Raw genomic sequence first — 20,567 nt, forward strand, 5'->3', positions numbered from 1 at the left:
CGCATCAATTTATTTTGGTGCGTTTTTTTGTGAAAAAAATGAAAAAAATAATCAAAATAATCACATGTCATTTCGACAGAGGAGGAATCCAGATCATTAATAATTTATAATTTTTTCAGGAGCTATCTCCCGCTATCCACTCATACTCCTCGCAAGCCAGCCTGTCCTGAGCCTGTCGAAGGGCTTGCTGTGGGGTAACCGTTTCTATCGGGGCTAGGAATTCATGCTCTTGAAAACCATCCGTCAAAAAAATACTACCCTTTATCTGAAGGTGAATTGTTATATCAGAGGTTTTTGTCATTGCGAGGAGCGAAGCAACGAAGCAATCTCATTAAGAATTCAAATATTAATGTACCAATTAACCACAAAGTATGGGTGATCTTGTAGTATCGTTGAAAGAATGACAAAAACCATAGCCCGAATTGCAGCGACATCCTTTTTTTGCGATGGCTTGAAAAAAGCGCAGGCGAAAAAGATATAGCGTAAAGCCGGATACAGCTTCAAAAAACTGAGTAAAAAATTAAAACACAATTATCATTCTATTCAAGATGAGTTTATAATCAATATCTACTTTCGCACCTATAAAAGTATTTATGAAAAAAATCCTGTTACCCATTATTGCTTTCATTTCTTTGACAGCATGTAATAATGATGATAATGTAACGAATCAAGACATCAATTACTCAAAACTTCCTCAGGAATTTTCTTTCTCAACATTAATGACTTTGAATGGAGTGAATATTATTAATGGTGGTTATGGTTCAGGAGCAACGGCGCATCCTACTCAGAAAGGTGAATTTTATGTAATTACCGACCGTGGTCCCAATGTAGCCTACTCTAATGGAATCAAAATTCTTGTACCGAATTTTACGCCAACGATCATGCATTTCAAAATCAATGCTGAAGGAAATATTGAAGTCATCAAATATATTAAACTTAAAAATCCTTCAGGACAGCTGACTACCGGTCTTCCGAATCCTGTAGGAATGGGAAGTACGGGTGAAATTGCTTATGCTGCAGACGGAAGTGTATTAGGAACAGATAATTATGGTCTTGATAGCGAAAGTATTGTAGCTGCCGCAGATGGAACTTTCTGGGTTTCTGATGAATATGGTCCTCACATTGTACATTACAGTGCAGAAGGTGTAGAATTAGAAAGAATAAGCCCAATCGGTGTCAACACAGGAACACGAAAACTTCCTGCCGTTTTTGCAAAGCGAAGACCCAACAGAGGAATGGAAGGAATGTGTATGACACCAGACGGAAAAATGCTGGTTGGTACAATACAGTCTACCATGTATGTTCCTACAAAAGCTTTGGCAACAAATACTACATTAACGAGAATTGTAACTTTTAATGTGGCAACAGGGCAGACTAAACAATATTTATATAAACAAGACGGAGGAGCTTCAGATTCTGTTTGTGAGATTACTCCAATCAGCAACACAGAATTTTTAGTGATTGAAAGAGATGGAAGCTTCGGTTCGGTTGGTGGACTTAAAAAAGTGTACAGGATCAATCTTTCAGGTGCTTCTGACGTTTCAGGAACGGATCTGACTGCTGTTGACGGAATGAAAATCAACGGAAAAACTCTTGAACAATCTACATGGGCCGAGTTGAATACTGCAGGATTAGTACCTGTTACAAAAACGTTGGCGGTAGATCTGGTTGCTAAAATTGGGTATGAACATGATAAATTCGAAGGAATTGTTTATTTAGGAAATAATAAACTGGCCGTTTTTAATGATGATGATTTTGGAGTTACCGACGATGGAAGCGGAAATCCAAAAACGAAAATTCTTCCTAAAACAGGGAAGCAGGATAAAGGAACGATGTATATAGTCGATATTCAATAATTAGATTTTGTAAAAAGCGGCGGCATCTAAAGATGCCGCCGCTTTTGTTTTATATAAAATATAATAGAGTTGATTATTTAATAAAGTATTATTTAGTTTAAGTCAACCTATTTAAATTTTTTTTAATTAAAACCTTCAATAATCTTAGAAAAATCTTCTAATTTCAAAGCAGCCCCGCCGATTAATCCACCGTCGATATCTGGTTGAGAGAAAATTTCTTTTGCATTGTCAGGTTTTACAGAACCACCGTAAAGAATAGAAACTTCGTCAGCAACTTCCTGTCCGTATTTTTCAGCAATAATTCCTCTTATGTGAGCGTGGATTTCCTGAGCCTGTGCCGGACTTGCCGTTTCACCAGTTCCGATTGCCCAAACTGGTTCGTACGCGATTACTACCTTCTTGATTTCTTCAGCAGAAAGCGTGAAAAGAGCAGTTTCAGTCTGAGTTTTCACAACATCTAAATGTTGTCCCGCTTTTCTTTGTTCAAGCGTTTCACCATTACAGTAAACAGGAATTAAACCTTTATCCAAAGCCAATTTTACTTTTTTATTGCAGCTTTCGTCGTTCTCACCGTGATATTGTCTTCTTTCAGAGTGACCGATCAAAGAACCTGTTGCATCAATTGATTCCAACATATCTGCAGAAAGTTCGCCTGTGTAAGCACCGCTTTCAAACTCGCTCATGTCTTGAGAAAAAACTCCGATCTCGTCCTTTTCAAAGATGTCTTTTGCCATCATTAAATATAAAGACGGAGGAGCGATCCAAACTTCACAGTTGGTTTTATTTTCATTTTTATAACCTAATAATTGAATCATCAACTGCTGTGCTTCAATTACATTTTTGTTCATTTTCCAGTTTCCTGCAACTATTTTTCTTCTCATATTTATAATATTGACGTTATTAAGTTATATTTTCTTGCAAAAATCTGAAATATTATCTTATAAAAAAAATATAGCAAAAAGATATGCTCCATTTTGCTATATTTTTATCATTTATCTTGTTGAATAATATCTTGTTTTCAAAAAAATATTTTTTATTTTTTTAATAGTTTAGTACTTATTACTTTACCATTTATAAATTTAGTTTTCAAAAAGTAAATTCCTTTTGGTAATTCAGAGATATTGGTATTGTTTTTTTCTATTGTTTTTACCACTTTGCCATCTAAAGTATACATCTGTATTTCGCTAATTTTTTCCTGGGTTTTATAAACAAGTACATCACTTACCGGATTTTCAAATGTTATAGATGGGGTAGAGTTGGTTTCGTTGGTTGATAGCGTAGGATTAGCCATTAAATATTTAACAACCCTATGGTCCCCCGATACAATAATATTGTTATCGTTAATTACCATATCATACATGAAATCCCCATAAACAGGACCCTCTGAATAACTTCCGAAAGCTGGATCAGCTGTACCGTTTTGTAAATGTTTAGAAATAAGTATAGGACTAAAGGCACTATTATTTTCCTCTAAAGCCCAAAGCACATAATAAAAACCATTTTTCTCTTTAATATTTATTATTCTACCTGTATATGGTGTATTTGTGAAGGGGTATGAGGGAGGAAGAGGAAATGTAGGAAGAATATAATTAAATGTACCATCAAACGTTCCATCTGGATTCACTCTGTAAACAGTATCATCTTTTGCAAATATAATCTTATTATTCCCATCTACTAATATACTTTCGTACGAGTTGTTAGCGTAATAATTAGAGGGAAGTTGAATTTTACCATTATTTCCAAAACTGGTAAAAGGTTGCCCGTTGGGTGTATATTTTTCGATACTATTAAAACAAATATTGATAATGTTTGATTGCTTATCTACTAATACAGTATTGTAATTTTCATCTAATATAGTAGTTTGTGAAATTATTAAGCCATTACTCCCAAAGGAAGTATCTGTACTTCCATCGGCGTTCAGTCTGTAAATAATTTTATTGTAAACGTTGGGTGCAATATTTTGACTACCATACACGAGTATTTTGTTGTTTTGAATAACAAAACCTGAGTGACGACAAGAATCAAAAGCGAAGATCGTTGTAATCGTACCGTTTGTCCCAAATGTAGGGTCTGGTTGCCCATTGGGTAGTAATCTTTTGATAATATATTCGTGTGAGTTGTCATTTTTGCTTATTGTCAATAGTTTTCCGTTGAGTTCTTGTACGTAATCAAAAATAGTGAAAGAAGTTACAGAAGCCAGCTCGCCGTTATTGCCAAAAGAGGTGTCTAAAGTTCCATTACTCGATAATTTTCGAGTAGAAGTTACATCTATTCCACCCGGAAATGTATAACCAGGAAAAGAACTGTAATATAAGCTTCCATCAGGATGTTGCAGAATTTGCCCGCCCATATTCTGGTAAATACCACCAGTAGGAACATTAATCGGAGTAACGGTATATTCTCCATTGACACCAAAGGAAGGATCTTTAGAAATAATTTGTGCAAAAAAAGTCTGTATAGGCAATGATAGAATAAGAACGAAATTTAATTTTTTCATTTGTGTTTCATTTGTGTTTTTTATGAATTTATTATTTTTTTCCGAATGCAAATTAAAGGAATAAAAAGGAATTATAAAAAAATAAGCAAAAAGATATGTTTCGTTTTGCTTATTTTTTTAGTATAAAAGTAGCGTAACGTTACTTTGTAATTCCTTCTAATTTAAACATAAAAGCATACACCAAAGCAGTATCTTTCAGGTAATCAAATCTTCCTGAGGCACCGCCGTGACCATAAGCCATATCTGTTTTTAATAATAATACGTTTTTATCGGTTTTTAGATCTCTCAATTTTGCTACCCATTTTGCAGGTTCAAAATATTGTACCTGAGAATCGTGCAAACCTGTGGTGACCAAAATATTCGGATAGTTTTTCTTTTCAATATTTTCGTATGGAGAATACGATTTCATATAGAAATAAGCTTCTTTATTGCTCGGATTTCCCCATTCATCATATTCATTTGTCGTTAACGGAATACTCTCATCCATCATTGTATTCACTACATCTACAAACGGAACCTGAGAAATTATACCGTTCCAAAGCTCAGGTTTCATATTCGCGATAGCTCCCATCAACAAACCTCCTGCACTTCCTCCTTGTGCATATAAATGTTTTGGTGAAGTATATTTTTCTTTCACAAGATATTCTCCAGCATCGATAAAATCTGTAAAAGTGTTTTTCTTTTTCATCATTTTACCGTCTTCATACCATTGTCTCCCCATTTCCTGACCGCCACGGATGTGCGCAATTGCAAACGCAAAACCTCTGTCCAAAAGACTTAGCCTTGTACTGCTGAATGTTGCATCAAGAGAATTTCCGTAAGATCCGTAAGCGTAGAGTAGAAGAGGGCTGTTCCCATCTTTTTTATAACCTTTTTTATAAACTATAGAAATCGGAATTTTTGTACCGTCTTTGGCTGTTGCAAAAAGCCTTTCCGTGGTGTAATTTGCTTTATTATATCCACCTAAAACTTCTTGTTCTTTAAGCAAACTTCTTTTTCCAGTTTTCAAATCCTGCTCAAACTGGGAACTTGGAGTAACCAACGAAGTATAACCGAAGCGGAAATTATCCGTATTGTATTCAGGGTTTCCGGATGGATAAACGGTGTAAGCAGGTTCCTCGAATTTCAGAAATTCTTTCTTTGCTGTTTTTCTGTCATAGATGACCAATTGCGAAAGCCCGTTTTGTCTTTCACTGAAAACCAAGTAGTTTTTAAACTCGCTGATTCCTTCCATCAAGACATCTTTTCTGTGCGGAACGAAATCTTTCCAGTTTTCAACACCTGTTTTGTCTAAAGGAGTTTCTACAACCTTAAAGTTTAAGGCGTCTTTATTTGTTGTGATTAAAAAACGGTCTTCCAGAGGCGTTACATCATATAAAACATCTTTCATTCTCGGTTGGAAAACTTTGAATGCTTCATTGGGTTTATTGGCATCAATATATCTAGTTTCCGAAGAAGTAGTTGCTCCGGAATAAATCATAATGAACTTTTCATTCTTGGATTTTCCGACACCGATGTAATTGGTTTTGTCTTTTTCCTCGTATACCACAACATCTTTAGAAGCATCTGCTCCCAAAGAATGTCTGAAAATTTTCTCTGTTAAAAGTGTTTCAGGATTTTTTGAAGTGTAGAAAATAGTCTTGTTGTCATTTGCCCAAGTTGCAGAACCTGTGGTGTTTTTAATGCCAAGGTCAGTCGTCTTTCCTGTGGAAAGATCTTTTAGAAATAATTTATACTGTCTTCTGGAAACATCATCTACACCGTAGATTAATTTGGTGTTATCTGGGCTGATGCTAAAACCTGATGCAGAATAGTATGCATGACCTTCCGCCATTTGATCGACATCGAGAAGAATTTCTTCGGGCGCATTGAGGTTTCCCTTCTTTCTGCAATATTTAAAATATTGTTTTCCGGTATCGGTGCGGCTGTAATAATAATATCCGCTTTTAAAAACAGGAACAGACTCATCTTTTTCCTTGATTCTGGCTTTCATTTCCTTGAAAAGCTGATCTCTGAAAGGCTCTGTGTCTTTCATCATCCCTTCCCAATAAGAATTTTCCGCTTTCAGATAGTCAACGACTTTTGTTGAATCTTTTGCTTTTTTAAAATAATCAATCATCCAATAATAGGGATCGTTTACTTTATCTGAATGTATTTCTCTGATGTGTTCCTGCTTCTCTGCAACAGGAGCTTTCAAATCAGGGAATTTCTGAGAGTGATAGGTTGCTGAAATACTCATAGCTAATAATCCTAAATAAATTTTCTTCATGACTGTATTTTTAAAAGTTTAAGCCAGATTCCAAAGATTTTTCAAAAGTACATAGAAAGTATGCTCCTCATCAGTCACCACATCATCAGCTTTGATCAACGTTTTTGCAAACTGAATGAAACTTAGACGTTCCTCTTCCGTAGAATCATCTAAGAAACAACGTCCGTGAAATTCAAAATGATCTTTCCATTCTTCAGGCTGAAGCAATGCGATGGTTTCCAATTCGTTATCTAAATTGATTTTAAAAGGAAATTCGTCTGCCAGATATTGCTGAACAAGCATTCCTTCTTCTGGAGCAAATTCGCCATCCACAGATGAAAGAATCATTAATAAGTGATAACCGGCGATTGATTTATTTGATTTTTGCATTTAATAATATTAAAGTTTAAAATTCTTAATTTAATTTTTAAAGAAATTTTCCATCCTTTAGTGTTGGGGAAAAGAAAATTTCAACTCATTGTAAATTTAACTAATCTACATAGTTTTTAGCAGGCTGTTTGTCTACAATTTTTCCGTTTTGTAAAGTTAATACAAAAGGGTTACTTCTTGCGATGGTTTTGATGGCAGTGCCGTCCATCATTGCATTTTTAATTGTTTTAAAAGTAGTTGGAATGGTAGAAATTCCATAAACAACAGCAGTTTTGTCAGTATTTACTTTGGCTTCAACTTTCTTTAGTAAGTCGGCTGAAACTTCTTTCGGATGATAAGAGAACACTAAAATTGCTTTCGGAGCGTTGATAATTTCATCCGTTAAATCAATTCCTGTGGGATCTTCAATCTTAAATTTAGCAATCTCAGATTTATATCCTTGTTTCATCAGTTTAGATTCATTTTTATCTTCTTCAATTTTCCAGGGTGAGCCTTCTTCCCAATATTTTGTCTGGTTGATATAATCGTCCTGATTGACCTTTAAAACTTCTCCTGTTTTTGAATTTTTCAGCGAATAAAAAGTTTTGTATTCTGAAGGATTTTTGCTGATTTTCACTTTTTCAGCTTTCAAATCTGTCCCAATTTTATAATCACGGAAATCGATAATCGGTTCATTGATGAGCCCCTGAGCCATAATGAAAATCATAATTCCTGAGAAAAGTCCGAATGCAATTGATAAAAATTTATTGTTTTTCGGTTTAGCTGAACTTGAATAATCATCTTTTTTGCTCCATTCTTTTCTGTATAAGAAAAACAGAATGAGTAGTCCCACTAAAAGAATAATATCTTTCACGAAGCTTTCCCAAGGTGTAAATTTAATAGCATCTCCGAAACATCCGCAATCGGTCACTACATTGAAATAGGCTGAATAAAACGTCAAAAATCCAAAGAAAACACACAATGCAATCAGTGCAGAAAGCGTGAATTTCAGTTTAAATTTAAGCAAAAGCATAAAACCTAACCACAATTCTAAAACCACCACAATGATTGAAAAAAGCAAAGCAAATTTCACAAAAAACGGCATGTCAAAAACGGAAGGTTCAAAATATTCTTCCATTTTAAATGAAAATCCTACCAGATCTACTGCTTTAACAAACCCTGAAAGGATGAAAATGATGGCGACGATGAAACGTAATAAACCTTTAATCATATTATATAATTTGATGTTCTACATTGTTTTCTTTCTCAGAAAATTTAATCAGACAAAACACTGCATAATTCAGCATGTCATAATAATTGGCATCTAAACCTTCGGAAACGATGGTAACGCCTTGATTATCCTCAATTTGTTTCGTTCTTAAAACTTTTTGATAAATTAAATCAGTAATTGACGAAATTCTCATATCTCTCCAAGCTTCGCCGTAGTCGTGGTTTTTTCTTTCCATTAGAGCTTTAGCTTCTTGAGCATATTTGTCATAAAGATGTAAAATTTCATCTTTATTTTCATTAAAATCATTCGAAAAACCTTTTTCTAATTGAATCAGACCGATAATCGAGTAGTTGACTACAGCGATGAATTCTCCTTCCTCACTTTCGTCAATCATTTTCACGTCCGTCATTTGTAACGTGCGGATTCTGTTAACTTTAATATAAATCTGGTCGGTAATCGAACTTGGTCGAAGAACTCGCCAAGCTGCACCGTAATCTTGTAATTTTTTACTGAAAAGATCACGACATTCGCTGATAATTTTCTCGAACTGGATTGAAGTTTTTAACATACATTCTCTTAATAGCCCAAATATACGAATTAGGTTTTAGGTAGCAGGAATAAGGCGCTTAGTTTTTGAGTTTGAATGGAAGAGTTCTAAACTTGTTTGTTGAAGCACTTATTTTTATAATTTTGATCTACTTTTTCTTCAAGCATATTGATTATTGGTTATTTTTGCATTGCAAATGTCATAAAAAACTAAACTTAAAATTCACAATTTTAAAACCCATGTCTTCAAATTCTCAAACGCTGAAATCCTTTCATTCAATCAATTGCAATGGACGATTAATAGATTTAAGTTCACCACAATTGATGGGGATTCTCAATCTTACACCAGATTCTTTTTCGGATGGTGGAAAATTTAATAATGAAAAATCAGCATTGCAACAAGCTGAAAAGTTGTTAAAAGATGGCGCTTCAATAATTGATATTGGTCCGCAGTCTACACGTCCGAATGCGGAATTTCTGAGCAGTAAAGAAGAAATCAGAAGAATAGGAAATGTTATTTCTTTAATAAAAAAAGAATTTCCCGAAGCTTTAATTTCACTCGATACTTTTTATGCTGAAACGGTAAAATTTGGTTTTAATGAAGGAATTGATATTGTAAATGATATTTCAGGCGGACAATTTGACGAAAATATGCTTGATGCGGTTGCAGAAACAAAACTTCCATACATTTTGATGCACGTGAATCCGTCATATCAAACGATGCATGAAAAAACTTCTTTCGCAGATATTACTTTGACGGTCAATCAGTATTTTTCAAAAAAAACAGATGAATTATTAAAAAAAGGAATCAAAGATATTATTCTTGATCCAGGTTTTGGTTTTGGGAAAACGGTGGGAGATCAGATGAAAATGATTGATGAAGTGGAATTTTTCGGTTTCGGAAGCTTTCCTCTGTTGATTGGGATTTCGAGAAAATCTTTTATTTATAAACCTTTAGGAAAATCTGCTTTGGATATTAATGAAGAAACGCAGAAACTTCATATGAAAGTTTTACAGCAAGGTGCAAAAATTCTGCGGGTTCATGATGTGGCAGAAGCAAAGAAAACGGTTGATGAATTTTTAAAATATTAAATATTTTTGTTTTTAAACATACCTTACGTTCACAAAAAAAGCTGAGACCAACTCAGCTTTACTATTTTCAAATTCTTTTCAATTAAATTGATTATCTCTCCAAAGTAAAAGTCGGAATGACTTTCGGACGCTCCGTTTCATTGGCTACTTTCCATGAAGTTCTATACATCCATTCCGTCATTTTGTAGAGTTTTTTGTAGTTAATATTTTCAGATTCATCTTGTGGAGTGTGATACTGATCATGCAATACACTTGTAAAAAATATGGCGGGAATTCCTGCTTTCGCATACGGAAGATGATCACTTCTGAAATAAAAATATTCAGCGTGATTCGGAGAATCCCAATCTTTCAGATAAGTAAATTTTGTACTTTCATTGTTGGCATCTTCTGCCATTTTTACTAATTCTTCAGAGTTTTTGTGAGGTGCATTTCCTCCCAAAAGCGCCGCTTCGTTGTTGTCATTTCTTCCAATCATATCGCCATTCAGAACGGCTACAATTTTTTCTTTAGAAACAACGGGATGTGCAGCGTGCCATCTTGAACCCAATAATCCTCTTTCTTCTGCGCCGTGAAATACAAACAGAATACTTCTTTTTGAAGGCTGTTTTTTATAGGCTCTTGCCATTGCCAACATTGCTACACAGGTACTTGCATTATCATCAGCTCCGTTGTAGATCGTGTCGTTTTTCACCGGATGACGGATTCCATCATGATCCTGATGACCGCTTAATAATACATACTCATCTTTCAACTTTGCATCGGTTCCGTCGATCTTCCCAATAATATTGACGGAAGGATATTTATAAGTTTCAGTAATGATATTTAATGAAATTTTAGGATTGCTTTTTACCCAATCTGCATTTTTCCTTTTGATCCACAAAACAGGAATGTTATTTGTGATTTTCTCTCTTAAACCTTCTACACCGTAAGTGCCTCTGGTCATTTGTGGCAGAACTTCACCCCAGCTTTTATCGGAAGTTTCGTCTGTAATGAAAATAATGCCTTTTGCACCCAATTCAAAAGCTTTGTTATAATATTTTGTTCTCACAAATCCGGGATAACGTCTCACGAAAAGTGTCATTTCTTTATCGATATTTTTATCGGAAGCATTGATGGCTAAAATTTTTCCTTTAATATTTAACTGAGATAAATTTTCAGGTTCTGTATTTCCTGCATAGACAATTTCAGAATCGATGTTTGCGTTTACAGGTTCTGCAACAAGAAAATCTTTCCAAAGTTTAAGCTGAGTTTCTCCGATTTTCAAACTGCTTTGCGGAATAATCTGATGTCTGTACATATCAAAAAACTGAAAGAATGTTCCGTTGTCTCCTGCGGGTTTCATTCCGGCTTCTTTAGCTTTATTGGCAAGCCACATCGATACTTTGAGCTCATCCAAAGTTCCTGCTTCCCGTCCCCAAAACTGATCTGCAGCCACTTCATACATATCTTTTTTAAGATCAGTTTCTTTAATTGCGGAAACTAATGGTTTTTTGTAATTCTGTGCGTTTCCAAGGATGAAAACAAGTAATCCTATTAAAGAAAAGAAGGTTTGTTTTTTCATTATTTTATCTTACTTAATTGTATTAATTTCTGAAAAACTGCTTTCTATTTCGTACGTCTTCTTCTCGTTTTTCAGATTTGAAGGATAAATATAATTAATTAAAATCTTTTTTAATTGTTCATAAAAAATGATTTTTTGAACTATTTAAAATAAAAAAACCGGAACAAAAATGTTTTGCTCCGGTTTTTGTTATTGATTGCCAATTACTTATATTAAAATCCTAATAGTTTCAATTTAAACTGAATGGCGAAATTATCTTTGAATTTCGGTGTATTGTAATGTCCTACTCTGTAGAAAAATCCTAGGTTAAATTGTGAGGATAGGAAGTTATTCCATTCTAAACCCAGTTCGTTATACAGATGATCCAGTTTTTCAAACTCAAACTGATGGAATTCCTTGTTTTTCATATCACCGATCGTTCCTCTGTAAATGAAGTCAAAGCTTGAAACGTTCTTTCCAAAACTTTTAAAATACCAAGGCAATCTGTGCGTCAAATATGCACCAACGAATTTATCGTTATAATATTTCCCGCCTTCCATTGTGGCAAAACCTAAGTATGAAGTCAGATTAAAATTTAATCCGCCATGTCCGTTTCCTAAACCGTTCATTGTGAAATTTTTCCAGATCGGTGCGTCGCCAGTAATGATTCCGCCGTAAGCTCTGATGCCGGTAACTCCTAATTTCGTTTTAAAATTATGAACGAAAAGAGCATCAAATCTGCTGAAATTAAAATCTCCGTCTAACGTTTTAAATCCCTGTTCGTAATTCAGGTATAATTCCGGAAGGTTTTGCTCGTAGGTATATTTTCCAGTTGGTGTCATGATATTCTTTGAATTGGGAGAATATTTTAAAGTGATTGTTGATGATGCAATATCAAACTTGCTCCCCAAACCTTTAAAATTATAGGCGAATTTAGATTCTTCCTGAGTTTTTTTCGCCGAAACATTTACGGTTAAGCCATTCGTGATGTCATTTTCATAACTTACTTTAAACCCTTCATAGCCATAGAAAACACCATTGTTCAGAGCAACTCCAGAATTCATGATTTTCATTCTGAAATTCCACAAGTTTTCTGAGAAACGACCTGCTGCCATCACATCATTAAAATATTCTACACGGAAAAACGAATTTTTGTTCAAAGTAGTACGAACGTCAACTCCGGCTCCGTATTTAAAGTCTTTGTCATAAATTCCGTAAGCAAAATAAGCGTCAGGAGAAATATATTTATTGAATTTTTCGTTCAGTTTTGCTCCTGCTCCAAAACGGAAATGCTCATATTTATTATAACCAATTAATTTCGCCAAATCAAAATCTACAATTCCCAGTCTTACTTTTCCTTTTAATAAACCTGTCAAAGCTTTTGCTTTTTGGTCAAGCTTATATTTGTTGCTTAAACTGTCAATTTTAGAGTAAGTCGTTACTTCACGATCAGTAAGGTTTTCAGTACGATATTGATCAATCAACTTTCCGTCAGAGTTTTTTACATCAATCGTGTAGCCTTTAAAGTCTTGTGGTTTTTCTTCAATAGGTGTTTTAAAATCGAAATAATCTGCAGTCGCAAATGCATAACTTCCAAATTTCTTTTTGGCACTTTTTTCCGCCTCTTTTTCTTCTTTGGTTTTCTTTTTATCAGATTTATCATCGCTGTCGAAAGAAGTGGATCCCATTTTGAGTTTGTAGTTTTCTTTCACCAAAAACCATTTGTTTTCAATAGGTTTCCAAATACTGGTGATGCTGCCTTCGCTTCTGATTTTGCTATTGCTTTCGATTTTTTTAAGGGCATAACTTTCTTTGTCTACATAGATATATCCGTTAAATTTTCTACTGTCAGCAGTTGTCTTGTAACCAACCTGACGGAACCTGATCACATAATTTTGTCTTCCTTCAATTTCAATCGAATCAGTCAGGAAAAAGCGGTAAAGATTTCTATTTTCTTCTCTGATTTCTTTTGGAATCACATTTCTGTTGGAACGGAAAGCCATCAATTCGTAGATAGGTTCTTTTAAACCTGCAATTTTATTATCTAAAATATTGGTTTTCTCACCGTATTTTTTTGAATATAAACTTTGTGAAGCTCTTTCCCACAAAAACATTTTGCTTTTCCCAACCAATTTCATCAGGTTGACAGATTCTAGAGAATCTTTTCTTTCCTGAGTTTTCATTGGCTGCTGTGGAAGACTTTTTAAAGAGTCAATTCGGTTGGCAATGTATGTGTTGTAGGCTTTAATGCTGTCTTCATCAAAATCCAGAGAAATTTTTTCATACGATTTAAATGAATAAGAATCTAAGCTTAACGGAGAATTCTGCTTGTAATTGTCATTGATTTTTCTCAGAATTTCTAAAGCTCTGGGATCACTTTTATCCTCGAGAATTACCGTCTGGATACTTTGAGTTTTAGGATCGGCTTTCGATAAAAAAACCTCCATTACTTTATCCACAACCACATCATCTTCAAAATAACCTTTTGCTGAAACTTCTACTTTTTTACATTTTGTTCTGAAGGTGAGCGTACCAGAGGCATCGGTTTTTCCGACCAATTTATCATTGCAGGTCACTGAAGCATTAGAAATCACAGACTGATCTCCTGAGCTTTTAACGACGATTTTCGACTGTGAGAAAGTGCTGATGTATCCGAGTGATAACAGCAATAAATACAATTTTTTCATAAAGAATTTCTAACGATTAAATTTGATTGGCTGGTGATGAATTTTCTTTTCTTTTTATTTTAAGTTGAAAATCATGTAAATCAAATCAGCTATGGCAAATAAAGTGCCGCAGATGTTAAAAATTCTTAATGTAAATTAATTATTAGTTGAGATGTGCCTGTTTTTCGGCAAATTCTTTAGAGAATTTTATTCTGTCTTCTTCTAGTTGCTCCTGATTGTCGGGCAAGATATAATTGAATAAAATTTTGTCTTCATTGTCTAAGAAAATCATTTCTTTTTCTTCACCATCGATCATTTGGGAGAAAATTGCCCACATTGAAGTATCTTTTAATCTCAATAATTCGAAAAACTGTTCTGCTTTTATTTCTATTTTTTTCATTGATTTCTTTTCATTATTTATTAATCATTACCGATTACTTATTTTAAAACTCCAAAAGCTTTAATTTAAACTGAAATGCAAAATTCTGTTTAAAATTGTATGTTGTGTAATATCCGACTCTGTAAAAAACGCCTAAATTAAAGTACGAAGAAAGGAAATTATTCCATTCCAATCCAACTTCCTGATACAGATGATCTAATTTTCTGAACCTGAAATCATGATATTCGGGATGTTTCATATCACCGATGGTTCCTCTTAAAACAAAATCTAAACTCGAAACATTCTGCCCGATGCTTTTAAAATACCAGGGTAATCTATGCGTTAAATAATAGGCGACGAACCTATCATTATAAAATTTTCCGCCTTCCAACGTGGCAAATCCCAAATAGGAAGTAAGGTTAAAATTAATGTCACGACTCGGCGACGCCAGACCATTCATTGTAAAATGTTTCCAAATTGGAGCTTCCCCTAAAACCAATCCGCCATATAATCTGAGGCCTGTAGTTCCCAAACCGGTTTTAAAATTCTGCACAAATAATGCATCAAAACGAGTATAATTAAAATCTCCACCTAACGCTTTAAAACTTTGTTCAAAATTAAAATACAGCTCAGGATATTTCTGATCAATCAGAGATTTTCCCTGCGGCGTCATGATGTTGGTAGAATTCGGAGAGTATTTCAAGGTAACCAATGTATTGAAATTTTCAAAAGTTGCACCGCTGTTTCTGAAATTATAATCAAATTTTGCTTCTTCCGTATTTCTTCTTGCGGCAAATGCCAATGTCAAACCATTGGTGACGTCATTTAGATAAGATACAGAAGCACCTTCGTATCGGTAGTATTTATCGTTGTTGATGTTGTTTCCGTAGTTCATCATCCGCATTCTAAACGTCCATAGTCTGCGGTAAAACTCACCGGAAGAGTTCACATCATCATAATATTCAATTCTAAAGAAAGAGTTTTTATCGAGTGTCGTTTTGATGTCGAGCCCAATTCCATACTTAAATTTATCGTCACTCAAACCGTACGCAAAATAATAATCCGGCGAAAAATAAGGATTGAAATTCTCATTTAGCTTTCCTTTTAAACCCAGTCTGAAACCTTCGTATAAGTTATAATTGATGATTTCACCAATATCAAAATCGAAACTTCCAGAACGAACCTGTCCGTTAATTAAACCGGTTAAAATTCTGGCTTTGCGGTCTACATTGTATTTTTTTCCTAAACTGTCAATGACGAAATAGGTATTTTTTTCTCGATCAGACAAAGGTTCGGTTCTGTATTTCTGAAGCGTTTTTCCGTCAGCATTTTTTACGGTAAAAGTATAGCCTTTGAAGTCTTTTTGATTTTCTTCAATCGGAGATTCGTAATCAAAATATTTCGAACTCAGATAGGCATAGGTTCCAAAGCTATTTTTATGTTTTTTTAAATGATTTTCAGAATTTGAAGTTGATTCTGCACTATTCATCATCATTCGGCTCATTCTCAGTTTTATGCTTTCTTCAGACAGAAACCATTTATTATTGAAGAAAATCCATGTACTTGTAATGTTACCATCGTTCTTATCTTTACTGATGCTTTCTATTTTTTTGATGCCATACGTATCGATATCGATATACAAATATCCGCTGAATTTTCTCCTTTTCACCGATTTCTTATAACTGACTTCACGGAATCGGAGCACAAAGTTTTTTCTGCCTTCAACTTCAATCGTGTCAGTCAAATAGAAGCGATACAGACCACGGTTTTCCGGCTTGATCTGTTCCGGAATTTTATCTCGGTTTCCCTGTAAGGCAATTAGTTCATAAATCGGTTGCTTCAGTCCTGAAATACGATTGTCCAGAATATTTACTTTTTCACCATATTTTTTTGAGTACAGATATTCCTGAGCGCGTTCCCAAAGAAATAATTTACTTTTAGAAAATATTCTTCGCGCCGAAACATCGTTAATAGAATCTTTGGCTTTCTGCTTTTTGAAAAGATTAAAATTGTTGTTGAAAATTTCTGTGTACACAGAGATGCTGTCCTGATCGATGTCTAACGAGATTTTATCGTAAGATTTGTAAGTGTAAGAATCTAAACTCCGGGGAGAATTACTTTTAAAAAACTGATTTACTTTTCTTAAAATTTCAAGTGCTTTTGGATCACTTTTGTCTTCTAAAATAACGGTTTCTATGGATTGTGTTTTCGATGAAGTATTGATGAGGGTAACGGTCATTTCATCTTCAACTATTGCACTTTCTTTGAAATAATTGGCCGCTTTAATCTGTATGTTTTTACATTTAGATTTAAATTCCAAAAATCCGTTATCGTCTGTTGTTCCTAAGAATTTATCGTTGCATGAAATAATGGCGTTGGGAATAGGTGTTCCTTTGGCTTCGTTAATTACTGTGAGTTTTGATTGCGAAAAACCAAAAACAAACATCCACAGAAATATAAAAATAAGCCCTCTTTTCATGAAAAAAATCTACCACAAAATTACTGATATTTCTTTGGGTAAGAAAGTTTTTGAAACGAAGTTTTGTAATTCAATTTATTTCAGAAAAACAAATTCCCGAATGACTTCGGGAATTGTTTATTTGTCGTTTAAAGCACCCATAAAATCAATAATTTCATCAATTTCCTGATTGGTTAAATTAAGTTTTGAGTCTGATAGCGTCTGATTTTCAATCGATAATCCTAAACCTTTTCCACCACCTTTATTGTAGAAGTCCATGACTTCTTTTAAAGTTTTATAGCCGCCATTATGCATGTACGGAGCAGTTTTGCTAATGTTTCTAAGCGTCGGAGTTTTAAATGAATTCTGAAGAAATGCCACCGTCTCATGAAATTTACCTCGGCCTAGATCACGGTCAATCTTTCTGTTTGATGCGTTTTCTGCAACACCCAAAACTTCCTGTTCGGTTTTATTGAAATTGGGTGGAACAGTACCGTTAAACAACGGAACAAAATGACAGATTGCACACTGCGCTTTTCCTACAAAAAGATTAAATCCTTTTTTCTGTTTTTCGGTCATAGCAGATGGTTTTCCGCGCATGTATTCATCAAAATTTGAATTAAATGTTGCTAAAGAACGAATGTAGCTCGCCAAAACATTCTGCAGCTGCCAAACTTCGGTCTTTTTTGTTTTGTAAATTTTCTCGAAATCTTTTTGGTATTTTTTATCTTGATTGATCTTAGCAATAATCGCATTCATATCGCCGTGCATTTCCTCTTTATTCGTAATCACGTCAGAACTTTGTCCTTCGAGATCATCTTTTCTCATATCCCAAAACTGTCCGTGCTGAAAAGGAGAATAGTTCAGTGAAGGCGTATTTCTCTGCAGTGCCACATTGTCCAGCGACATTGATTTTTCTAAACCGTCGGTGAATGCTTTTTCAGCAATGTGACAGGTCGCACAGCTTCTCGAATTGCTGTTGGAAAGAATTTTATCACTGAAAAGCTGTTTACCGAGACTTACTTTTTCTGGTGACATTTCATATTCCTTTCCGGGAACAAAAGCATTGGGATTGAAGGCGTCTTTCGAAAAGAAAGTCGATGCATTTTTATTTAAAGCCGATGTTATTTCAATATCAGGAATGTTTTCTTCTTTTTTAAACTGAAGAAGTAAAGTCGATATTTTGTTTAAATGATCGGGAATAAAATGAATATAATCAAAAGTATCTTTATCTGAATTTTTCTTTAAAATTCCATTAGCAGTAACGATTTCACTGATGATTTGTTTTAAAGATTTTTGCTTAGATTTCTCTGTTGAAATTTGTTCTAAAGTCCATTGTACACCTTCCAAAGCAAAAGGCATTTCCTCTAAAAATGTTCCTGAAATGGGTGTGTCAAAGCCTGCAATTCCCAAACTAGAAATCCTAAAAACCTGCTGTCTTAAAGCGTCAAAAACCTGATCTTTGCTAATCGTAATGACCAGAAAATTAGCTTTTATCGTATTGCTTTTGTTGGTGAGCTTTTTTAAAATTCTGATCAGTTCGTCCTTTTTCTGCTTTTTATACGGATAGATCATTTCCTCGATAACTTGAAGGCCTTCTGGTTCAATTTCGGTATGTTCTTCCATTTCAATCTCCGGAAGAGCCGGACCATTCATGAATCTTGCAGTGTTTGGGAGGAAATATTCTACCGCCCATTCCATTTTTTTGTAGGTTTTTCTGAGTTGCTGAAATTTCTCCTGAAGAATTGTATTGTCAGCATCTTTTGAAACCAAAGTCATCAATTCGTTGGTCTGTCTCAAAAATTCAACATTATTTTTAAATATTTCTTTCTTTACAGCAGTCAAATCGTTGACGATTGGTTTTTTATCTGTTTGGCACTGCAAAATTCCAAAGAAAACAAAGGTGAGAATGAGAAATATGGCGAGAGGATATTTGAGAATAAATTTCATTGCTTATAAAAAAGCATCAATAGAGAAAACTCTACTGATACTTTGCTTAATTAATGGTTATAAAAATTATTTTTGAACGTTTCTGATCAGAATGATCTGACCACCTTCTTTGTTCGTGTTTACACCCGCGCCGTCAGCATTTTTGAAAGCATCTTTCTGCCAAGTGTGAGAGTGAATATTTACCGCAAAAGTGTTTGGAACACCGATGATATCTGAAACATCAATCATTGCTCCGTATTCCCAAGATCCGAATTTACTTAAATTTCCAGATTGGTTGTAAGCAGTCTGCCATGCCGTATCATTTCTGTTATGCTTCATATTTAACCACGGTTTGTACTGCTTTGTGCTGATGTTCAGTTGCCAAATGTAAGAATCATGATTTGCAGCGGTGTAGTAAGAATCTCCGTCCTCCTGAATGTAAACGAAATTTTCTGTCACACAAAGGTTATCAGGATTGATAAGGTTGTTTCCAGGGTTTGAATCTCCTTCTGCGACAACTTCCAGTTTTCCTGTCAGCATATTGCTTTCATTTAAAACCAATTTGTACACTCTTCCCCACATCGTCAATCCCGGTTTTGGGTTCACACCATCTGAAGATTCTCCGGTTGCTGTAAAGTAAATTTCTCTCCCTTTTCCTGCACCTTTTCTGTAATCTACATCTTCAACTCTTGAAAAACGGATCGCATTGATATCTAAATTTTTCTGATTGATCTGTGCTCCGGTAAGGTTTTTAGCATTGGTGATTTCAACAAATTCTACATCATACTGAGAACCTTTGGTCATATTGGTTTCAGTTGTATTGTTGTTGGTTCTTTTTAATGAATATAACTTTCCATTGTCAAGATCTCCTTGAGTATTGGCAACATACATGATTAGCTGACCAGCAGATTGGTGAGAAGTAGAGTAGGATTGATCTTCACCGATTAAGATATAAGATTTTCCGTTAGATACATCTTTAGGAAGCGGAACCGCATTTTCCATAGAGGCTTTTCCCAATGCAGGTTTTACTCTTGTCTGGTCTGAAGCCTGAGATGCAGCAGCCATTGGATTGATCGCGTGAACCATACTTTCCTCACCAGATTCTCCCGCAGTTAAGAATGCGCTGAAACCATGTTCCTGAGGCGTTGCCAAAGTTGCAGAACACAATCTTGTCATACCACCAATTCCGTTTAAAATATATTCTCCTTTTACAGGCTTAAATGTTTTATCTAAATAAACTCTTGAAACCGACTGCGTGATTTCATGGTTGGTAATCATCAAATATCCGTCTGAAGCGGGATCTTTCATGATTCCCATTCCATCTGGCTGACCTGCAAATACAAAGTTTGGACTTCCAGCCAAAACATCTGAACTTGAAATCAATGTCGTAATATTTAAATTCTCAAAACCAGTCATTCCGAATGCGAAAGCAGGTTCTTTTGAAAAATTTTCAAGTTTAATGTTTTCGTTCACCGGATTCTCGGCGTTGTCTTTGTCGTCATTACAACTCGTGAACACCGCTGCTGATAAAAATAATACAGCAATAGATTGAGAAATTTTCATAATACTTTCTATAGTTTTAGGTTGTGACAAAACTATGAGTCTAGTATGAACTTAAGGTTACAGCGAGAACATAAAAAAATTAACTTTAATATAGGATTACGTTCATATTGTTACGGGAACTTCAATAATTAGAATGAATACAAATAAAAAATGCCGGAATGAACCGACATTAGTATATTTAATTAAAAAATTA

General features: G+C 34.6%; 14 protein-coding genes. 2 read left to right on the forward strand and 12 right to left on the reverse strand.

Annotation, left to right across the window (positions count from 1 at the left end):
- The first annotated feature begins 593 nt into the window (after positions 1 to 593).
- Entirely contained in the window at positions 594 to 1,856 is a 1,263-nt protein-coding gene (locus tag MQX03_RS00440; protein ID WP_242800510.1) for an esterase-like activity of phytase family protein, read from the forward strand.
- Positions 1,857 to 1,978: 122 nt separating this feature from the next.
- Here the strand turns inward: MQX03_RS00440 and tpiA are convergent, their stop codons facing one another.
- The 6 genes from tpiA to MQX03_RS00470 form a co-directional block, all read right to left on the reverse strand.
- On the reverse strand, positions 1,979 to 2,737 hold the full coding sequence (gene tpiA / locus MQX03_RS00445) for a triose-phosphate isomerase (RefSeq protein ID WP_242800512.1): 759 nt from the start codon (positions 2,735 to 2,737) through the stop codon (positions 1,979 to 1,981).
- 152 nt (positions 2,738 to 2,889) lie between these two features.
- The gene (locus MQX03_RS00450) at positions 2,890 to 4,353 is read right to left on the reverse strand and encodes a T9SS type A sorting domain-containing protein (RefSeq protein WP_242800514.1); all 1,464 of its coding nucleotides are present in this window, start codon (positions 4,351 to 4,353) and stop codon (positions 2,890 to 2,892) included.
- Between the two features lie 139 nt (positions 4,354 to 4,492).
- Positions 4,493 to 6,622: a S9 family peptidase gene (locus MQX03_RS00455; protein ID WP_242800516.1), complete on the reverse strand. Its 2,130-nt coding sequence runs from the start codon at positions 6,620 to 6,622 to the stop codon at positions 4,493 to 4,495.
- Between the two features lie 18 nt (positions 6,623 to 6,640).
- On the reverse strand, positions 6,641 to 6,991 hold the full coding sequence (locus MQX03_RS00460; RefSeq protein ID WP_129536598.1) for a TerB family tellurite resistance protein: 351 nt from the start codon (positions 6,989 to 6,991) through the stop codon (positions 6,641 to 6,643).
- 100 nt (positions 6,992 to 7,091) lie between these two features.
- Positions 7,092 to 8,201, reverse strand: coding sequence for a BT_3928 family protein (locus MQX03_RS00465; RefSeq protein ID WP_242800518.1), 1,110 nt, complete (start codon positions 8,199 to 8,201; stop codon positions 7,092 to 7,094).
- A gap of 1 nt (position 8,202) precedes the next feature.
- Positions 8,203 to 8,769: a DUF1599 domain-containing protein gene (locus MQX03_RS00470; RefSeq protein ID WP_129536600.1), complete on the reverse strand. Its 567-nt coding sequence runs from the start codon at positions 8,767 to 8,769 to the stop codon at positions 8,203 to 8,205.
- Between the two features lie 218 nt (positions 8,770 to 8,987).
- On the opposite strand from MQX03_RS00470, the gene folP reads away from it, so the two are divergent.
- On the forward strand, positions 8,988 to 9,839 hold the full coding sequence (gene folP, locus MQX03_RS00475; RefSeq protein ID WP_394801721.1) for a dihydropteroate synthase: 852 nt from the start codon (positions 8,988 to 8,990) through the stop codon (positions 9,837 to 9,839).
- Positions 9,840 to 9,930: 91 nt separating this feature from the next.
- On the opposite strand, the gene MQX03_RS00480 is transcribed toward folP, so the two are convergent.
- From MQX03_RS00480 to MQX03_RS00505, 6 genes are all read right to left on the reverse strand, one after another.
- Positions 9,931 to 11,400 carry a M20/M25/M40 family metallo-hydrolase gene (locus MQX03_RS00480; protein WP_242800520.1) on the reverse strand — a complete coding sequence of 490 codons (1,470 nt, stop codon included), beginning with the start codon at positions 11,398 to 11,400 and terminating at the stop codon, positions 9,931 to 9,933.
- A gap of 212 nt (positions 11,401 to 11,612) precedes the next feature.
- Positions 11,613 to 14,066 carry a DUF5686 family protein gene (locus tag MQX03_RS00485; RefSeq protein ID WP_242800522.1) on the reverse strand — a complete coding sequence of 818 codons (2,454 nt, stop codon included), beginning with the start codon at positions 14,064 to 14,066 and terminating at the stop codon, positions 11,613 to 11,615.
- Positions 14,067 to 14,208: 142 nt separating this feature from the next.
- Complete coding sequence (locus tag MQX03_RS00490) at positions 14,209 to 14,445, reverse strand: hypothetical protein (protein ID WP_242800524.1); 237 nt, start codon at positions 14,443 to 14,445, stop codon at positions 14,209 to 14,211.
- Positions 14,446 to 14,488: 43 nt separating this feature from the next.
- The gene (locus tag MQX03_RS00495) at positions 14,489 to 16,903 is read right to left on the reverse strand and encodes a hypothetical protein (protein ID WP_242800526.1); all 2,415 of its coding nucleotides are present in this window, start codon (positions 16,901 to 16,903) and stop codon (positions 14,489 to 14,491) included.
- Positions 16,904 to 17,020: 117 nt separating this feature from the next.
- Positions 17,021 to 18,832, reverse strand: a complete 1,812-nt coding sequence (locus tag MQX03_RS00500; RefSeq protein WP_242800528.1) for a cytochrome-c peroxidase — start codon at positions 18,830 to 18,832, stop codon at positions 17,021 to 17,023.
- Between the two features lie 66 nt (positions 18,833 to 18,898).
- On the reverse strand, positions 18,899 to 20,374 hold the full coding sequence (locus MQX03_RS00505; RefSeq protein WP_242800530.1) for a PhoX family protein: 1,476 nt from the start codon (positions 20,372 to 20,374) through the stop codon (positions 18,899 to 18,901).
- Positions 20,375 to 20,567 lie beyond the last annotated feature (193 nt).

Origin of the sequence: Chryseobacterium aahli (genome assembly GCF_022699665.1) — a bacterium.
GTDB classification, from domain to species: domain Bacteria; phylum Bacteroidota; class Bacteroidia; order Flavobacteriales; family Weeksellaceae; genus Chryseobacterium; species Chryseobacterium aahli.